Origin of the sequence: Synechococcus sp. MIT S9220, from assembly GCF_014304815.1 — a bacterium.
Taxonomy (GTDB): Bacteria; Cyanobacteriota; Cyanobacteriia; order PCC-6307; family Cyanobiaceae; genus Synechococcus_C.
The window spans coordinates 2,103,139-2,121,365 of sequence record NZ_CP047958.1; the positions used below are offsets into that span (position 1 = coordinate 2,103,139).

The window sequence follows — 18,227 nt, forward strand, 5'->3', positions numbered from 1 at the left end:
CGTGACTTTCCAGGATCTCAGATCCGGTCGTTGCTCCACAACGCGCACACCGACAACATCAAAAGCTCGTGAAAACTTCTAATCTTGTAAGCACGTTGCTTCTTTGCAACTAAAAATTGTTGACGGGACCTCACACTTACATCGCTATATCATCAAGCTCAATCACCAAACCTTTCAGCTCAGCAATCAAAACTCGACGCGATGAAAGCGTCAGTTCCTAAACTTTTCGATTGTCCAGGTTCTGCCGTCGCGTTCCCTCTCAGGAACGGTTGGCGGTGCGGTCTCGCGACCGCTTGTGAAACCTACAACACCGTGGGATCGCTCCCTCTTGGCCTTGTAAGCACCCCTAAACATTACAAGCTCGCGCTCTTCATGCTCAGTGACTGCGCTCCAGGCTTCCGCCTGCCGCGCAGTCCAAAAACATAACTCACAAACACCCCCTGACGCAACTGATCAGCCAATCAGGGAAGCAGCAACGACTCTCCCCAGGGCCTGAGACGCTCAAGTTCAGCCTGCGAACTCGCTGCGATCACAGGAAAACTGACATCGGAAAGATCTTGTCCAGGCGTCAGCGCCGCCGGATCGTGATCAAGCCATTGCAGGGGACAGCCCAATTCGCTGAGAACCAGCCAGGCTGCTGCCAGATCCCAGATCTTGGGTGTGGCCTCCAGGGCTGCAACGGTCTGTCCCATGGCGACGCTGACCAGATTCAGGCTGGCAACACCAAGCAAGCGAATTTTTCCGGGGAAAGGATCCTGATGCCGGCGTTGCAGCACCCGAATTGCTCGACTACAGAGCGAAACACAGGTACTGCCTGACTGAAGACGAGTCTCTGGAGAAAGAGCTTTGCCGTTGCGCCAGGCTCCTCGCCCGCGAATCGCCACAATCCGTTGACGCAGAGAGGGGATGTCCAGAAAAGCCTCAGTCGGTCGGCCGTCGACAAAACGAGCCACAGAAATCGCCCAATAAGGGATTCCGGCAGCGAAATTGGTGGTGCCGTCGAGAGGATCTACGACCCAGAAGGCAGAGGAAGATGGACATGCTTTCTCTCCCTCCTCACTGAGGGTGAATTCAGCGGGAGCCAGTGCAGAGAGACCATTGACCAACGCCTCATCGCTCCATCGGTCACAAGCGGTGATCAAGGATCCATCTGCCTTGGTATCGGAAACGATGTTTCCGAAATCCTGTCTTTGCCGATCTGCGACCATGTCGAGCAGCTGATGAACGGCAAGTAACTGCTGGGGGTTGAGGAATCTTGAGGTCAACGTTGCCTCATCATCAAGATCCCAGCAGAGAAGCTTGGCAGGCGGGTATAAGCGGAGTTGGCTCGATCGGAAACTCTTCTATCGATAATGATTGAGATTTTTCGGCGGGTAAATCCAAACGCGGACAGGACGCAACCTCATCCAGTCCGGTATACCTCCTCAACTCGGCAATGGTGATGTTGTAATCAACAAGAGCGTCAACATAACGAAGCTGAGCTCTTGTGAGATCCCTCTGATTATCAACCACCTCACGCTGCGTCGCTACACCTGCCTGGAATCGAAGCCTGGCGAGACGCAACGCTTCTCGCTGAGATAACACTTCTCGAGAAGTTGTACGGATTGCTTGTTGGTTGTCTCGTAGATCGTAGAAGCTTTGCTCAACTTGAAGGCGAATTTTTCCACGTTGATCGGCAAATTCATAAGCACTTGCATCGGCAGCCTGCTTGTTTCGTCGATACTGAGCACGAGCGCGTCCCCCATCAAAAATATTCCAAGTTGCCGCAAGACCGACGGTATTGTCAGCGGTCCAACCGTAGGCATCAGTATTAACGGGAGGGACAGCTCTGGCCTGACCCTGGAATCTCTGTGCATTAAAATTATTAAAGATACTTAGGACTGGCTGCACACCAGACAAAGCAGCATTTGCATTGCTATTATTAATTGAAATATCAAGAATAATTTGATCGAGCTCTTCTCGGAAGGCATAGGCCGCAACGATACTTTCCTGAAGTGATGGCTGCCAAATCCCAACAACTCGTGAGGGCGAAGCGGCAGTCGGAGTTACATCCTGCGGCAAATCAGTAATCCTTGCCAAGTCCCGACGGGATCGGGCCTGGAAATTAAGATTACCGGTCAGAATATCTTGGTCTCGAGCAAGTTGAGTTTCAGCTTCAAGCACTTCGAGCTTGGTTGCGACTCCTGCCTGATAACGAGCCCGTGCATCTCGCAAGCTAATTAGAGAAGCAGCCACAGACTGCTTACCAACATTCACCTGTTCGTCATAGCGCTGGAGATCGTAATAGGCAGTCGCCGCAGATAGGCGAAGATCTCTGAGAGCGATGAGGTAAGAGTCTCGAGATTTCTCAAAAGTATCGCGTGCTGAGGCAATCTCAGGAACACGGCCAGGATCAATTAAATTCCAATTCAGCTGAGCAGCGAAATTGGCCGTGGAAATTTTACTTTTAGTGAGGGTTCCGCTCTGCCCAGAAGCGAAAGATTGCTGTTCACCAGCCAGGTATTGAGGCAGACCGTTAGCGGTGAGATTGAGAGTTGGATACCAACTGGCGATCGCTGCTCTCAAGCTCGACTTAGCCTGCTGAACCTGGAGAGCCACAGCTTTCAACCCTGGATTGTTGACTTCAGCCAGCTGTTCAACTTCAGCGAGCGTGAGCGGTCTGAGCTCTCGAATGCGCACCTGACCCGGCTGATTGGGCAGAGCAAGGCTCGGTGATGCGTTCAGTGAATCGAGGGTGTCCGGCAGTGTTGTTGCTGCTGGAGGCAAAACTGAGGGGTCTGCCTGAGGCCTGGATCCCTTCAGTTCAATGGCCGTCGGCAGAGTGCTCTGATCGATCAGAGCAGCACCGTTGTCTGAGGACGCTTCCAAAGACTCTTGAGCGGAAGCAACTCCAGCGAGATGAAAGGGCGCAAAGCCTGCAATCAGAAAAAGGCTTGCAGCTGTCCGGCGCACATTGAATCCAGTTCTAGGAGAACTTTAGGTGGTTTTTTCTAGATCACCGAGCACTGCAGCCACGATGTCAGCTGCTCCATGAACAATCCGAATCGGGACAGGAAGTTGTGCCTGAACCTGGTCCAAAGTCATGTCATCGAGGAATACAGGCTGGCCCTGCCGCAACATCACTGATGGCAACAGCAACTGATCCCCCAGGTCCTGATCCTTGAGGCCATCCAGCAAATCCTGACCAGTCAACAGACCGGTGACCACCTGATCCTGTCCCCAGTAGGGACTAGGAAGACCATGCATCTGCAGGCAGACGCCTTCAATCCCGTTGAGGCGCTCAGTGACGGTCTCCAGAGCCTTATCGACGAGACGACCCACCACCCAGCTGCTGCGCAGCGGCGCAACAACACGCTCTGGCAATGATTCCGTGGCCTCATCCAGCGACTCGAGGAACGCCCGGATCGTTCCCACACCATTTTCTTGCTGAGGGAGATCCTCGTAGCTGACGCGAGGGGGAAGGGGACGACCCGCAATCAGATACCACTCATCCGACAGCCAAACAAAACGACTGCCGAAACGCCCTTGGAACTCCGACTGCAGCGGTTCCACTGCATCAATCACCCTCGAGGCATCTTCAGGGGTGACGGCCCGCAACCCATCACCAGGCGGTCGGAAGCGTGTCAGGCCCACCGGCACCACTGCCGCTGAAAGCACAGCAGGCCACTCAACACCTGCAAAACGAGCGAGATCGCACAGGGTGTTGACGAGTGCATCACCGTCATTGAGACCTGGACACACCACCACCTGCGCATGAATCTGCAACTTGCGCTGCGCAAACCACTCCAGCTGCTGCAGCAGCTTTCCTGCTCGTGGATTCTCGAGAAGAGTGGAGCGCAGATCGGGGTCTGTTGCATGCACTGACACGAAAAGCGGTGTCAGCCGTTGCTGCTCAATCCGCTCCCAATCGGCATCACTCAGGTTGGTGAGAGTGAGATAGGAGCCGTAAAGAAAGCTGAGTCGATAATCGTCATCTTTGAGGTAAAGACTGTCTCGATGGCCAGGCGGCTGCTGGTCGATAAAGCAGAAGGGGCAACGGTTGGTGCATTGACGAAGGCCATCAAAGAGAGCTTCGGTGAAACCAAGCCCCAAACCATCGTCGGCATCCTTCTCCAACTCGACGCAATGCAGCTCACCGGCGCTGTCACGAATCTCAAGCGTCAGCTCCTCCTCAACAATGAGGTAGCGGTAATCAATGAGATCTCGGGGACGGACTCCATTGATGCTGAGCAGCTGATCTCCTGGTTCAAATCCCAGTTCCTCTCCAATGGAACCTGACTCGACTGAAGCCACAACCGCAGGTTCTGGCTGTCGTGAGGGGCTTGCAGGATCCAGAGCCGTGACAGCAACTCCTGCGGAAGGCTCATTCCACACAGCAAGGAGGCAACTCCTCTCAGTTTGGGCCGGCGGCGGACCACCAGACCAGCAGTAACACTCCGAAAAGGAGTCGGTAGATCACAAAAATCCAGGTGCTGTGACGTTGCAGGTATTTCAACAGCCAGTCGATGGCCAGCCAGGAGACCACTGCTGCAGACACAATTCCAATCAACAGAGGGAGCGGACCACCGGCGCTGGGCTCGCTGAATGCATCTTTCAATTGCACCAAACCAGCCAGGGTGATGGCTGGAATCCCCAGCAGAAATGAAAATCGGGCCGCATCCGGACGCTTCCAGCTGTCGAACAGCGAGGCGGTGAGCGTGCTTCCTGATCTGGATACCCCAGGGATCAGAGCGAGCACCTGCGCCAGACCCACCACCAGGCCATCACGCCCTTGCACCTGATCGAGTCGCTTGAGGCGCGGGCCAAGCTTCTCTGCCAGGGCGAGTAGCAACGCCATCACAATCGAAACGACGGCGATCACCGGTTCGCTGCGCAGAGGAGACGTCTCATAACCAGGCCAGAACAATTTGATGCCAAGCCCCACCACCAGGATCGGCACGGTGCCAATGGCCATTGCAATCCCCAGGCGGGCTTCCGGCTCACGCCACTGACCTCTCCGCAAGGCAGCGCTGATGCCCTTCCAAACCCCCACAAGGTCGTCGCGGAAGTATCCGATCACCGCAACGATGCTGCCCAGCTGGATCACCGCTGTGGCCGACACACCGGGGTCCTGCCAGCCGGCTAGAGCGGGCACCACCTTCAGATGGGCCGTGCTGCTGATCGGCAGAAACTCAGTCAGCCCCTGAACAACTCCCAGGACGATATTTCTCCAGATGGCCTCGAGCAGTCCGGGTTCTGACACGTCTGGCGTCCTGAACACAAGTTTGAAGACGCTATCGCCAGGCCCAACGTCCGATGACATCAGACGCCTCACAAAAACGCTCAATGAGGCGCAAATCTTCTATGGTCACATTCCTTTCTTCACGTTCAGGCGGGGGTGGATCCTTGTTCAGTGGGCTGATACGCAACCAAGCCCTTGCTGAGCCGGTCCAGCCGATCGCTCTTGGAAGGGTTGGATTGCCCTTCTGGGCATCGATGCTCGTGGTGCTGCCTGTCTTTGTGCAGGCTCCATGGGTGCGTGAACAGCCCTTCAGCTCCTGCCTGTTCGGTTTTGTGCTCCTTTCAGTGGGCGTGATCACCCATTCGATCGCACCCAGTCGATGGAAGGACTTCGGCGCTCTGCTGGTTGGCTTCAGTGGCAGCTGGCTGGCTGGCAGCCTTTTCTGGGGTTGGCTTGCTTGCCACCCAGTACTTCATCTCCCTGTGGAAGCGTTTGCCTTGCCTCTGGCAATCACCGGCCTGCAAACGCGATGGCGTCTTGGATGTGCCTTCTATTTAGCTTCGCTGCTAGGCACAGCTTTCACGGATCTGGCCATGGCACTCACCGGTGTGATGGCCCTCTGGCCTGCGGTGATTGCAGCATCCCCTACAGAAGCCTCTGTTCTCCTCCAGGACGCAGCGGCCTTCGTGCTGACGCCAAGCTCTCTGCTGACGGTGAGCGCTTCAGGAATCATCATTTTTCAGCTTGTTCAGTACTGCAGATCTCGCAGCAGCCTGTCCATGGCGTCAGATCGAGGCTGGGCTGTAGCAGCGGCAGTGCTGTTCACAACCCTCTTGATTGATGGCTTGTTTCTGTCGCTGTCTCTGCTTGCGCCAGAACTCAGCGGCCTGGTCTGAAACGAACTGCAAAAAACTGCGACCCCTTGCAACTGATCCCGGCAATTGCACTTGTATGGTTTGCAAGCCGGCAGTGCCGGTAATCATCCCGTTCCGATCTTCTAGACGGAGAGTTCCATGAAGCGTCTGCTGTCCTGGCTGACAGGCATTCTTGTGATGGCAGGCCTGCTGATGGGCCTGTTGCTACCCGCGAGCGTTCAGGCGGCTGACATCCGCAACGTGGCTGACGACAAAATCGCCGAACGTGGCGAAAAGGTGGATCTCAACAATTCCTCCGTCCGTCGCTTCCAGCAGTTCCCTGGCATGTATCCCACCCTCGCCGGCAAGATCGTGCTGGGTGGCCCCTACGACAGTGTGAATGACGTTCTTTCGCTGGATCTCACCGATCGGCAGAAAGAGCTGTTCGAGAAGTATCGCGACAATTTCACGGTGACCGAACCATCGATTGCTCTCAACGAGGGTTTCGATCGGATCAATGATGGCCAGTACCGCTGAGGCAGCTCACTGAAAACGCCGATCTCCACTGATTGGATTGCTCAGATTGCGGTCAAACCGCCGGACAACCCGGCGGTTTTTTGGTGCTGACATGAGACCCTTGGGCACTGGCAACGAACCCATCCCCTCAGGTCCCTGGGACGTCGTGGTGGTTGGTGCTGGAGCCGCAGGCCTGATGACCTGCCTTGAGCTGCCAGACGGGCTGCGAGTGCTGCTGGTCAACCGAAACACCAGCCAGCGCTCATCGAGCCGATGGGCCCAGGGCGGGATCGCATCCGTCACTCGTCGCGATGACCACAGCGGCAGCCATGCGACAGACACCATCCACGCCGGCGCAGGTCTTTGCGACGGCGATGCTGTTCGTCTGCTCGTTGAACAGGCACCGCACTGTGTCGACAGGCTGCTCGAGCTGGGGATGGATTTCGATCGGAACAGCGACGGGAGCCTGGCCACAACCCTCGAGGCTGCGCACAGTCATCACCGTGTGCTGCATGTCCAGGACCGAACCGGCCATGCTCTGGTCGATGTGCTTCGGCAGCATGCCGAGCAGAGGCCTGGGTTGCTGCATCGGCGGGGTGTTCGCGTCAGCCAGCTCTGGGTGGAGAACGGACACTGCTGCGGCGTCCAGGTTCTTGACGGGTGCAGGCTGCAATGGATTCGATCGAGAGCCGTGGTCCTCGCCACTGGAGGCGGAGGGCACCTCTACACCAACACCACCAATCCAGCTCAAGCCGCAGGAGAGGGCATCGCCCTGGCCTGGGCTGCAGGGGCCGCGGTTGAAGATCTTGAGTTCGTTCAATTTCATCCCACAGCTCTGAAGCTTCCCGGAGCTCCCTGTTTTCTGATCTCCGAGGCCGTGCGAGGAGAAGGAGGACGACTCGTGGACGCCGCGGGAAACAGTCCGGTCACTGACCTGCCAGGGGCTGATCTCGCTCCGAGAGACCAGGTGAGCCGTGCACTCTTGAAAAGCATGCGCCTCCAGGGCATCGATCACATCGGCCTGGACCTTTCAGAGATCCCCCGCGACCAGGCTGAGCGCCGCTTCCCCACCATTCTTGAGCGCTGTCGCAACCACAATCTCAATCCTCTTGAGCAACCAATCCCTGTGGCGCCTGCAGCCCACTACTGGATGGGAGGCGTAGCAACGGACCTCAATGCCGCGACATCGCTGCCAGGCCTCTACGCAGTTGGGGAGGCGGCCTGCACCGGGCTGCACGGTGCCAATCGTCTGGCGAGCAACTCCCTGATGGAATGCCTCGTCTTTGCTCGCCAACTGGGAGCGATCGACCTGCCAGCTGTTTCAGAGGATGAAAGAGAACACTGGAGGAACCGGGGATACAGCATCAGCACCAGTGAGATCCATGCCCGCAGCAACACCAGCATCGGGGAGCTCACGCGCAGCATCGATCAGCTGAGTGAACAGTGCTGGGATGTGGCAGGAGTCAATCGCTCCCGAGCGGGGATGCAGACACTGCTGCAGATGACCAGAAGTGCCATGAGTCCGCTGGAGCGGGAAGAACTGCTGTGCGTCGTTCATCGCCAATCCCATCAGCAATTGCTGGAACTGGAGGAGCCCAGTCGCCAGGAACTGAACCTGCTACTCGATCTCATCCATCGTCAGCGCACCACTGCCCTGCTCCTGGAAGCCTGTCTGTTTAGAACCGAAAGTCGGGGAGGACATTTCCGCAGTGATGCCCCCTGCTCCCTTCCCCAGTGGCGCCGACACAGTCGGCAGGTGAAGGGAGAAGGGATTCAGACCCGCAGCGTCACTGAATAACCAACAGTCGTAGCAGACAGTGGGCTACTCAGAGGTGGAAGGGCCTTCAGAAGTTGGTGTCTCCCTTGAAGCCGGACAAACCTGCAAGGGTTTTCAGATCTTTGACGCCTGAATCAAGCTTTCCATTGATCTCCCAGGTGGGGAAGCCTTCGATCTTCTTGCTCTGGCAGAGGGCGCGTTGACTGTTCTGACCATCCTCAGCACATTCAACGACGTTGAGCTTTTTGGCAGCTTCTAAACCGAAGTCCTCCTTCTGCTCATGACAGTGAGGACACCAGTAGGCGCTGTACATGACAGCTCCCATGGAGGTGAGATGTTCAGCCAGCGCGACCTTGGCAGGAGTGCTTTCGGTCGTCACAAGCGGAGGTGCACCAGGGCCGGTCACGGCAGCTTCGGGGCGTTCAGGGTCCAGAACCGAGGCCCAGATCAGACTGCCGAGCAACACTGCCAAAGCCAGGAGAATGCCCCGAAAGAACAACTGTGAGGGGTCGTCCCATCCACCGCCGATCATGGAAAGGATCAGCAACAGAATCGACAACGTCGCTGAAAGCACACAGAAAAAACAGAAAGCCTGAATCTTGAAGACCATCAAGCCCAGCAGCACCAAGCTGAAGACAGCCATTCCCAGGGAAACAGTGAACAGTCCCCACCAGGTGCGCCGGGACAGATCACTGCGGTTCTCCATCAACCCCGGCAGCAACGGCACAAGAGCCATCACCAGAACAGCGAGGTAAGCCAGCAGACCGGCAAAGGACAACGGAATGCTGAAGCCATCCGTCTGAACAAGGGTTCCCCAGGGGCTATTCAGGACTGTGTCGCACCCATCTCCGCCCATCGGGCAGGTGAAGTCACCGAACATCCCCCAACGCTTAAGGGTGATCGAAGCGGTATCGATCACCCCGACGGTTGCCAGCACCGCCATGCTGATGCGTGCCCATTTGAAGCCCTGATCCTGACGACGTCGGCTGGTGAGTCGGGTGGTGCCCATGCGCACGAAACTGATTGCTGAAATTTTGGCAGCAATCAGCACGAGATTTATGGTGAAAGTTGATGCGTCGTGCCCATGTCACCGGACCAAGCTCCCGGACGCGACATGGTCAGCACACGCCCGACCGTGGCTTTCGCCCATTTGGGATGCGAAAAGAACCGGGTCGATACTGAACACATGCTCGGTCTGCTGACGCGAGCGGGCTATGGCGTCAGCAGTGACGAAAGTGACGCCAACGTGGTGGTGGTCAACACCTGCAGCTTCATCCAGGAAGCCCGGGAAGAATCAGTCCGCACACTGGTGGGACTCGCTGAGCAAGGCAAGGAACTGATCATCGCCGGCTGCCTGGCACAACATTTTCAGGAGGAGCTGCTCGAGTCCCTGCCGGAAGCCAAAGCCATTGTGGGCACTGGCGATTACCAGCACATCGTGGAAGTGCTTGAGCGGGTCGAAGCTGGAGAACGCGTCAATCGGGTCAGCAAAAACCCGACGTTCGTCGGCGATGAAACACTGCCCAGATATCGCACCACTGGCGAAGCGGTTGCCTATCTCAAAGTGGCCGAAGGTTGCGACTATCGCTGCGCGTTTTGCATCATTCCGCATCTACGCGGAAATCAGCGTTCAAGAACGATCGAATCAATCGTTGCAGAAGCCCATCAACTGGCGGAACAGGGCGTTCAGGAACTGATTCTGATCAGCCAGATCACCACCAATTACGGGCTGGACATCTACGGCCGTCCTCGGCTTGCAGACCTGCTCAGGGCCCTCGGCGAAGTGGAGATTCCCTGGATTCGGGTTCATTACGCCTACCCCACAGGCCTGACTCCTGAGGTGATCTCCGCTTATAGGGATGTCCCTAACGTTCTTCCCTATCTCGATCTGCCTCTCCAGCACAGCCACCCCAAAGTGCTGAGAGCCATGAACCGTCCCTGGCAGGCGGATGTCAACGAACGATTGATGAGTCAGTTGCGGGAGCAGCTGCCGGATGCCGTGATGCGCACCACGCTGATCGTGGGCTTCCCCGGTGAAACAGAGGAGCAATTTGACCACCTGGCTGGGTTCCTTGAAAGCCAGCGATTCGATCACGTTGGGGTGTTCACTTATTCAGCAGAGGAAGGGACCGCTGCGGCCAAGCTCCCGAATCCCGTACCAGCCGAGATTGCCACCGCCAGGAAAGATCGGCTGATGACCCTGCAACAACCGATCTCAGCCGAAGCCAACACCCGCTGGGTGGGACGCACCGTGGATGTCCTGATCGAGCAGCACAACCCGACCACAGGAGCCATGATCGGACGCTGCGCTCGCTTCGCACCTGAGGTGGATGGCGAAGTGCAGGTTCAGCCTCGTGCTGACGGCTTGCAAGCACAACCGGGAACCATGGTTCCAGTACGAATCAACGGAGCCGACATCTACGACCTGAGCGGCGAGATCGTGGGGGCAAGCGAGATGGTTGCGTCAGCTCGCAGCAGCCATTGAGCCACCCTTCATCACATGCACGCCAACGCATTATTTTCCTAATCGCATCCGGCTTGAGCACTGCCGGTTCCTTCGCAGGGATCACGGCCAAAGGCTGGATCCTGATGGATGAAACCAAAGCACCCATGGTGCTGGCGCTGAATTTTGCCGCACTCTCCCTACCCACAATTTTGGTAAGCGGGCCGGCAGGCGTGCGCACCGATCGCGTTGGCTGTGAGCGGGTGTTAATCCAGGCACAGTGGGCACTGCTATGCGCAAGCCTGCTTGGAGCGATTTCCATCCCGATCTTCGACGGACAAGCACAGGTCTTGATGCTGCTGGCCAGCACCTTGCTGGTGGGCATTGCCGGTGCCTATGAACTCACGGCTCGCAATAAGTACTGCGCTCTGCTGGTGGACGACAACTCCGAGCTGGCGCCCTTCCTGACGAGCTTCTCGGTGGTCTTCAACGTCGGCAAGCTAGTGGGCCCCCTTCTGGGGGGCCTACTGATCACTCTGGCGGGTTCGGCCACGGCGCTCACTCTGGATGCAGCCACTTATCTGTTCCCGATCGCCAGTGTGATCTGGCTGCTGAATCCGAAAACGGAACTGGAGGAGCGCAGTGCTCCTGGGAAAAAGGCGTCGTTACGGGTGGCCTGGCGGGAATGCGGCAGCACCCTGAGGCACGTGCTGATGTTCACCGGCTTGATGTGTGTGGTGGGGTTCTTCCACCCTGGACTTGGGCCCTTGATCGCCGCTCGTGAGCTCGGGAATGCACCGATGGATCTTGCAGCTTTCACCAGCGTTCTGGCCCTGGGAAGCATTGCTGGTGGACTGCTGCTGCAACGCAACAGTCATCGTTTCTGCCGAAGACCCTCTCTGACCCTGGCAGGGTTTGCATTAGTCACCGCCGTGGCTCAGCTGGGGATGGCCATTGGAGGTGATGTGCCCTTCTTGCTTGCCATGACTCTCTTAATCGGAGCAGGTACCGCAGGGCTTCTGAGCAGCAGCAATTTGATCACCCAGGTGGGTTCGAGCCAGATCCTGCGCGGGCGGATGGCGGGTCTTGGTCAAATTGCCTTTCTGGGTGGCGGTGGGCTCAGTGGTCTGATCGCCGCGCAAGTCACCGTCACTTTTGGTCTTCAGGCGACCTTCGCCATCAGCGGCACTCTCGGCATTGTTCTGGCGCTGCTTGAGATCTGGCGCCGCGGCGGGTCTGTGCTGACTGAAGTCAGATCAATTTGATTCGGCGCAGAACAAAACTGATCGTCACAGCAGTTGCCAGTCCGGCTCCGACCAAACCCACGTAGATGAGGACGCCCATCACTGTCAAAGATTGCAAGCCCTATTACATCAGACATCAGGCCTGGAATTACCCAATCCCCCTTAAGCTTCTGCACAACGAAATCAAATAGAAACGGAAGGTTCTGTCCGCAGGGTCGACCGCACGTCACAGACAGACCAACTTGCTCGCCTCGGATCATGCGCACCCTCTTTATCTATCCCCTCTTCCCGAAGACCTTCTGGAGTTACGAGAAGATTCTGGAGCTGGTGAATCGCAAGGTGTTGCTTCCCCCGCTGGGGTTAGTGACGGTAGCGGCGCTGCTTCCCCAGGAATGGGACATGAAGTTGGTGGACCGCAACGTGCGGGAGATCACTGAAGACGAATGGAACTGGGCCGAACTTGTGGTGATCTCGGGAATGATCGTCCAAAAGGACGATATGCAGATTCAGATCGCCGAGGCCAAGCGCCGTGGAATTCCAGTTGCTGTAGGAGGCCCCTACGCCAGTTCCACTCCGGATGCGCCTGAAATCGATCAGGCCGACTTCAAAGTGCTCGATGAGGGGGAAATCACCCTGCCATTGTTCATCGAAGCGATCCAGCGAGGTGACAGCGGCGGACGTTTCAGTGCTGAAGGTGACAAGCCTGATGTGACCTCCACTCCCATCCCTCGCTTTGATCTGCTGCAGCTCGAGGCCTATGACTCGATGAGCGTTCAGTTCTCGAGGGGTTGTCCGTTCAATTGCGAGTTCTGCGACATCATCGTTCTCTACGGACGCAAGCCACGCACGAAAAAACCGGAACAGCTGATCGCTGAGCTTCAGTATCTGCATGACCTCGGCTGGAGGCGATCGATCTTCCTAGTCGATGACAACTTCATCGGCAATAAGCGCAACGCCAAGCAGCTGCTCCCCCAAATCAGACAGTTTCAGGAAGAGCGCGGCTATCCCTTCAGCTTCGCGACTGAGGCCTCGGTGGACCTGGCCGACGACGAGGAGATGATGCGCATGATGCACGAAGCGCGTTTTGAGAGTGTGTTTCTCGGCATCGAAACTCCCGACGAGGCGAGTCTCGAAACCTCCAGAAAACTTCAGAACACCCGCAACCCTCTGGATGCTGCCGTTGACAGGATCACCGCAAACGGCATCCGTGTGATGGCAGGTTTCATCATCGGTTTCGACGGTGAAAAAGACGGCGCCGGCCGACGCATCGTTGAGTTCGTGACCAGAACCGGAATCCCGGCGGCGATGATGGGCATGCTGCAGGCCCTTCCGAATACAGCGCTTTGGCATCGCCTTGAGAAAGAGGGCCGACTGATCCAGGACAAGTCCGCCGCCAAGGGTGTGAACCAGACCAACCTGCTCAATTTCAAACCCACCCGCCCCATCCGGGACATCGCCAACGAATACGTGGATGCCTTCTGTGCGCTCTACGAACCCAACGCATACATGGATCGGGTTTACTCCTACTACCTGAAGATGGGAGCTCCCCGCTGGAAGGGCACATCAAAACTGCCCACCTGGACTGATATCAGAGCTTTATCCATTGTGGTTTGGAGACAGGGAATCAAGCGGGACACTCGCAGTCGCTTCTGGCGTTACATGCTCAGCATGGCTCGACGCAATCCAGCCATGTTGGAGCAATTCCTGGTGGTGCTCGCCCACAACGAACACTTCCTTGAGTACCGCGCGATCGTTCAACGCGAAATTCGCGAACAGCTGGAATCTCTCCCTCCCGAAGAACCCAGTACATCCCGCGAACTGATGACGGCCTGAACTGATTCAGTCCTGCGTGTAGGCCACTCCCGCTTTCAGGCAGGCTTCTGCTTTTTGCAACTCTCGGCCGAGATACAGAGCATGATCCAGACGGCTGACGGGACGAGTTCCATCAGCCTCGGTCAGCGCAATGCCCAACTCCTTTGCGGTTCTGCCACGGAAGCTTTTGCTCGGCTGACGGGGGCCACCGCCACGGCAGGCGAGAACCTCTCCTGTTTCAGGGTCAGTCGCACGGCCTCGCTCATCAAGATCATTGCTGTAATGCTCAGCGACGAGCTCGCCGGCCTCGGCATCCAGCTTGATCAGGAAGTAACCAGACGGGTCGAGCTCGATGAATCGCTGCGAGAGCTGATCATCAAGTGAGGAGGTGCCTTCTGCCATTGTCACACCTTACAAATGATCGCCTCAGGCCATCAATTCAGGCGGCTTGCTGCGGAAGGGAAGCTCGTCATTGATGGCCTCGATCTCCTCTTCCATCAGACCATTCGCCCTCGGTAGCCAGGAACGGATCAAACCATCCATACGCGGTTCATACCAACGATGCAGGCTGGTCCGGGCTTGAGCCACAAAACCACGTCGGCGCTTGTGACTGCCACCCGCTCCTGGATCAAAGCTGTGCAGGCCCCGACGCAGAGCCCACTCGATCGGAGCGTAATAACAGACCTCAAAATGCAGGCAATCGATCTCTTCTTCACTGCCCCAGTAGCGCCCCCAGAGATGGGACTCATCCTGAATGCAAAGAGACATCGCTACAGGCTCAACGGGATCTCCGCGGTGGGCACTAAACAGCACCACATGCCTTGCCAGAGCGGGGTCCACCAGTCGATCAAAAAATGTGCTCTGAAGATATTTGCTCCCCCAAGGGCCCCAACGGGCGCAATGCTGCTCGTAAAAGGAATGCATCCGCTCCAGCAGCTCAGGCGTGAGTTCTGGTCCGGTCAATGGGGTCACGACCAGTCCTGACTGATTGACCGCCTTGCGTTCCCGCTTGATATTGCGCCTCTGATTGGCATTGAAGCTTGCGAGATAATCGGAAAAATCCTTCTGCCCTTCTGCAGACCAAAGACTCTGGTGATTCACCCATGCCGCACAGCCCGCAGCTTCCGCCAAGGGCTGCCAGAGAGGGTCCACGTAGAGAAAGTTGCAGCTGAGAATGTTGTTGCGAGCAGCAAACTCATCAATCAGCCGCAACATCATGACTGTGATGTCCTGCGCATCTTCATCGGGATGGATATGGAAGCGATAGCCCTGAACGGGGCTGACGGGGCTCATGCCGATCAGCTTGGGGTAGTAGCGCAGTCCCAAATCACCTGCCAGGCGTGCGAAAGACTGATCGAAAATGAATTCGCCATAGCTGTGACCCTTGAGATAAAGAGGAGCGATGGCAATCAGGCTCTCTTCGCCCCTCCAAAGCGACAGGTGCAGTGGCTGCCAGCCCTGATCCGGAGCCACACTGCCTGAGAGTTCCAGGGCTTCCAGCCAGGACCAGCGATAGAACGGGCTCACTTGTTCTGCGAGCAAGTCCTCCCATTGCGACTGGGGAATCTCATGGATGCTGCGATGCCAACGAGCCGTGAGCGATGCCATCCAGGGCCAATTGAAACGCCTCGGCAATGACACTAACCAGCGCAACCCCAAGGGGAGACAATGAAGACGCGATTGGGCCGTGGTCATGCCCAAATGGACTCGGCACAACCTGAGATGGGCCACAGCTCTGTTGCTCTCGCCGCTGCTTCTGGAGGTGAGCTCCTGGCATCAAAACGCCAAAGCGGGGCTGTTCCAGCCGTTGATTCAGCTGTTACAACCACGGATTGAACGCCAGCTTGTGAGCGAATGCCTTCAGCTGGCTGAACAGGCTCTGGATGGCGTTGCTGCCGAAATCGCTCCGAAAAGCTGGTTGAACAGCGCTGTCGAGCAGCCCTGCCGGAGACTGGCCCGCCCTGTGAGTGAATGTCTGATCAGAGAAACCAGCCGCAGTGGCAGAGAGCTGGGAGTGTTGACAGAACTCCTGAGAGGCAGAGTCGGCGACGACGCGCGTGCGGTGATCAGGCGTTGCCTGGCCTCCCTGACTGGTCTGTCCCAATCCAGCCTGAATCAGAGTCCCGTTCTGGAACTGATGGAGCGATTCCGTCGGTAATGCACCAGGAGTTCATGGTCTGCGAGGGAACGCGCCTCCACCAGACTCCACGCCTGCGAAGACGCCAGCGACGCTGGTAGTGGAGTGTCCGACTGCAGCAACCAGTTGAAGGATCCGCCCAGGATCCTTGGACTCAAGGTCAGTTGCAACTCATCAACCGCATCCTGGGCGAAGAAAGAGTGAGTCAAAACAGCGCCACCAAGTAGGACCAGCCGGAACCAGCCTTTGGAGGCCAGATCGTTCAGCGTTTCGCTCCAGCAGGACGACAACCGACAACAGGACTGGAAGCCAGGAGCAGACCCGTCGCATCCAGACAGCAGATGACGTTCGAAAGGTTGCTGGAAAAAAGGCCACTCCAGAGGAAATCCAACCTCACGACTGACCACCAACGCTGCTGGCTGAGGCGAGCGTCCTTGGACTTGACGCTGGTTCAGCAGATCACGATCACGAATCACACAACTGGAGTGATGGGCTCTGAGTGTGCCCGCTCCAATCAGGGCTGCATCACTCCAGGCGAGCGCCTCCTCAAGGACACGACGATCAGCCGATCCACCGAGCTGAGCAGCTCCTCCGCTCGGTGGAGCCAGACGACCATCAAGACTGACAGCCAGCACCAGACGAACCGTGGGGCGCTGCAGCGATGAGGAGAATTCAGACAGGAAGCGCTGCCTCAAGCGCCGAAGGAGTCATCTCCAGTTGTGGAACTTCGGCATAAACCTCAGCCGCATTGTTAGGGCTTTCCTGGAGGCGCACTTTGTGGAGATTGGCACCAATCGCCTTGATGGGAGAAGAGAGGCGATCGGCGATATGAAGGGCGATATTTTCAGCGGTGGGGACGCATTCAGCGAAAAAGGGCACATCCTTATTCAGGAATGTGTGATCAAACGGCTCGACCACAAGGTCGTCCACGAGGCGTTGCAGCGCGGAAAGATCGCAGACCATGCCTGAGCGCGGATCGATGGAGCCTCGCACCGTGACATCCACCAGATAGTTGTGACCATGACCGTGGGGACGTGCGCACTTGCCGTAGATGCGCTCGTTCTCGTCCTGGCTGAGTTCAGGTCTTGCCAGACGATGGGCAGCAGCGAAATGGGTGCGGATCGTGAGAAAGGCGTCCATGGGATGTCCGAGATAGTCGGCCCAGAGGCCTGGTTGTTCGTAAAGGCGCAATGCCGTGATGGGCAGATGGGGACTCAGACGAGCCCAAATCTGCCGGACGATGGCCTCAGTGGTGGGTAGACAACCCTCCGGCTTGGACACATCGAATTCGGGCCAGGCATCGTTGAGAAAGCGAAAGTCGAGCTGACCGGTGACCTCGCTGCGGATGGCGTGCTTCACCTCCGAGAGATTGAGCACCATGCCATGCGAATCAAGGCCACCGGCCATCGAAACGATCAGCTCATAGTTGTGACCATGCCCAGGAGCCAGTGCACAGGGGCCGAAGCGCGCGGCATTGTCATCAGCGGACAATTCAGGCAACCAGTACCGGTGGCTTGCACTGAAACAGGCACGTCGTGTGATGACGCAGCCACGTCCGCGGCCATGACGTGCAATTGACTTCATTTCAGTCATGTGACGGTCCGGCCAGAGGGCATCCTAATGAGCTAACGGCAATTCCGAGTCATGGCGGAGACCACTCCAACCCTGCGGCAGCGTCTGGGAGGACGCAGTCTCTATCTCGTGGGCATGATGGGCAGCGGCAAAACCAGCACCGGCAGGCCTTTGGCGGAGAGGCTGGGGTATGGATTCGTCGACGCGGATGCGGTGATCGAACAAGTGGCTGGCTGCACCATCTCCGAAATCTTTGAACGTGATGGTGAAGAGGAATTCCGCAGCCTCGAAACGCAGGTGATGCGGTCCATCAGCGAACGTCATTCCCTTGTCGTGGCGACCGGTGGCGGCGTTGTCACCCGGACCGAAAACTGGGGAATGATGCACCAGGGCATTGTGATCTGGCTCGATGTCGAACGCCGTCAGCTGCTGCAACGCCTGCAGAGCGACACCACGCAACGGCCGCTGCTGATGACAGGGGATCCTGCCGAAACACTTGACGAGATTCTCAAGCAGCGACGCCCTCTGTACGACGAGGCAGATCTCACAGTGGTGATCGAATCCGAATCAGCCGACGTCGTTGCAGACGGCATCATTCAGCTGCTGCCGGAATTAATCAAGGATCCACCCAAAGAACGTCCGGAATGAGGC

The 18,227-nt window shown here is 57.2% G+C and carries 17 protein-coding genes; 8 read left to right on the plus strand and 9 right to left on the minus strand.

Features of this window, described 5'->3' with window-relative positions; translation table 11 throughout:
- Nucleotides 1-461: 461 nt before the first annotated feature.
- From SynMITS9220_RS11685 to SynMITS9220_RS11700, 4 genes are all read right to left on the minus strand, one after another.
- Nucleotides 462-1,208: an inositol monophosphatase family protein gene (locus tag SynMITS9220_RS11685; RefSeq protein ID WP_186992189.1), complete on the minus strand. Its 747-nt coding sequence runs from the start codon at nt 1,206-1,208 to the stop codon at nt 462-464.
- Nucleotides 1,209-1,278: 70 nt separating this feature from the next.
- Entirely contained in the window at nt 1,279-2,952 is a 1,674-nt protein-coding gene (locus SynMITS9220_RS11690) for a TolC family protein (RefSeq protein WP_370594338.1), read from the minus strand.
- Nucleotides 2,953-2,976: 24 nt separating this feature from the next.
- On the minus strand, nt 2,977-4,374 hold the full coding sequence (locus SynMITS9220_RS11695; protein WP_186989407.1) for a TIGR03279 family radical SAM protein: 1,398 nt from the start codon (nt 4,372-4,374) through the stop codon (nt 2,977-2,979).
- A 19-nt stretch (nt 4,375-4,393) separates the two neighbouring features.
- Nucleotides 4,394-5,302, minus strand: a complete 909-nt coding sequence (locus SynMITS9220_RS11700; protein WP_186989409.1) for an undecaprenyl-diphosphate phosphatase — start codon at nt 5,300-5,302, stop codon at nt 4,394-4,396.
- Nucleotides 5,303-5,343: 41 nt separating this feature from the next.
- Here SynMITS9220_RS11700 and SynMITS9220_RS11705 point away from each other — a divergent pair, with 41 nt between their 5' ends.
- The 3 genes from SynMITS9220_RS11705 (at nt 5,344) to nadB (ending at nt 8,389) form a co-directional block, all read left to right on the plus strand.
- A complete protein-coding gene (locus SynMITS9220_RS11705; protein ID WP_186989411.1) occupies nt 5,344-6,117 on the plus strand; it encodes a DUF3120 domain-containing protein in 774 nt (257 codons plus the stop codon).
- Nucleotides 6,118-6,234: 117 nt separating this feature from the next.
- Entirely contained in the window at nt 6,235-6,612 is a 378-nt protein-coding gene (gene psbU, locus SynMITS9220_RS11710) for a photosystem II complex extrinsic protein PsbU (RefSeq protein ID WP_067098846.1), read from the plus strand.
- A 91-nt stretch (nt 6,613-6,703) separates the two neighbouring features.
- Nucleotides 6,704-8,389 (plus strand): L-aspartate oxidase, encoded by a 1,686-nt coding sequence (gene nadB, locus SynMITS9220_RS11715; RefSeq protein WP_186989413.1) that lies wholly within the window; start codon nt 6,704-6,706, stop codon nt 8,387-8,389.
- A 46-nt stretch (nt 8,390-8,435) separates the two neighbouring features.
- Here the strand turns inward: nadB and SynMITS9220_RS11720 are convergent, their stop codons facing one another.
- Complete coding sequence (locus tag SynMITS9220_RS11720) at nt 8,436-9,377, minus strand: vitamin K epoxide reductase family protein (RefSeq protein ID WP_186989415.1); 942 nt, start codon at nt 9,375-9,377, stop codon at nt 8,436-8,438.
- Nucleotides 9,378-9,452: 75 nt separating this feature from the next.
- On the opposite strand from SynMITS9220_RS11720, the gene rimO reads away from it, so the two are divergent.
- The 3 genes from rimO to SynMITS9220_RS11735 all read left to right on the plus strand — a co-directional run bounded on the left by rimO (nt 9,453) and on the right by SynMITS9220_RS11735 (nt 13,888).
- Complete coding sequence (gene rimO, locus SynMITS9220_RS11725) at nt 9,453-10,853, plus strand: 30S ribosomal protein S12 methylthiotransferase RimO (RefSeq protein ID WP_255483088.1); 1,401 nt, start codon at nt 9,453-9,455, stop codon at nt 10,851-10,853.
- Nucleotides 10,850-12,076, plus strand: a complete 1,227-nt coding sequence (locus SynMITS9220_RS11730; RefSeq protein WP_186989417.1) for an MFS transporter — start codon at nt 10,850-10,852, stop codon at nt 12,074-12,076. Before rimO ends, SynMITS9220_RS11730 begins: the two co-directional genes overlap by 4 nt.
- Nucleotides 12,077-12,313: 237 nt before the next feature.
- The gene (locus SynMITS9220_RS11735; RefSeq protein WP_186989419.1) at nt 12,314-13,888 is read left to right on the plus strand and encodes a B12-binding domain-containing radical SAM protein; all 1,575 of its coding nucleotides are present in this window, start codon (nt 12,314-12,316) and stop codon (nt 13,886-13,888) included.
- A gap of 6 nt (nt 13,889-13,894) precedes the next feature.
- Here the strand turns inward: SynMITS9220_RS11735 and SynMITS9220_RS11740 are convergent, their stop codons facing one another.
- Both SynMITS9220_RS11740 and SynMITS9220_RS11745 read right to left on the minus strand, forming a co-directional pair.
- A complete protein-coding gene (locus tag SynMITS9220_RS11740; RefSeq protein WP_186989421.1) occupies nt 13,895-14,269 on the minus strand; it encodes a DUF4346 domain-containing protein in 375 nt (124 codons plus the stop codon).
- A 24-nt stretch (nt 14,270-14,293) separates the two neighbouring features.
- Nucleotides 14,294-15,475 carry a GNAT family N-acetyltransferase gene (locus SynMITS9220_RS11745; RefSeq protein ID WP_186989423.1) on the minus strand — a complete coding sequence of 394 codons (1,182 nt, stop codon included), beginning with the start codon at nt 15,473-15,475 and terminating at the stop codon, nt 14,294-14,296.
- Nucleotides 15,476-15,560: 85 nt separating this feature from the next.
- Between SynMITS9220_RS11745 and SynMITS9220_RS11750 the strand changes: the two genes are divergently transcribed.
- Nucleotides 15,561-16,025 carry a hypothetical protein gene (locus SynMITS9220_RS11750; RefSeq protein ID WP_255483090.1) on the plus strand — a complete coding sequence of 155 codons (465 nt, stop codon included), beginning with the start codon at nt 15,561-15,563 and terminating at the stop codon, nt 16,023-16,025.
- On the opposite strand, the gene SynMITS9220_RS11755 is transcribed toward SynMITS9220_RS11750, so the two are convergent.
- Entirely contained in the window at nt 15,983-16,699 is a 717-nt protein-coding gene (locus SynMITS9220_RS11755) for a RibD family protein (protein WP_255483091.1), read from the minus strand. The genes SynMITS9220_RS11750 and SynMITS9220_RS11755 overlap by 43 nt on opposite strands.
- Nucleotides 16,677-17,597 carry a 6-carboxytetrahydropterin synthase gene (locus SynMITS9220_RS11760; RefSeq protein ID WP_186989425.1) on the minus strand — a complete coding sequence of 307 codons (921 nt, stop codon included), beginning with the start codon at nt 17,595-17,597 and terminating at the stop codon, nt 16,677-16,679. The genes SynMITS9220_RS11755 and SynMITS9220_RS11760 overlap by 23 nt, the downstream gene beginning before the upstream one ends.
- Nucleotides 17,598-17,648: 51 nt before the next feature.
- On the opposite strand from SynMITS9220_RS11760, the gene SynMITS9220_RS11765 reads away from it, so the two are divergent.
- Nucleotides 17,649-18,224: a shikimate kinase gene (locus SynMITS9220_RS11765; protein WP_186989427.1), complete on the plus strand. Its 576-nt coding sequence runs from the start codon at nt 17,649-17,651 to the stop codon at nt 18,222-18,224.
- The last annotated feature ends 3 nt before the right edge of the window (nt 18,225-18,227 follow it).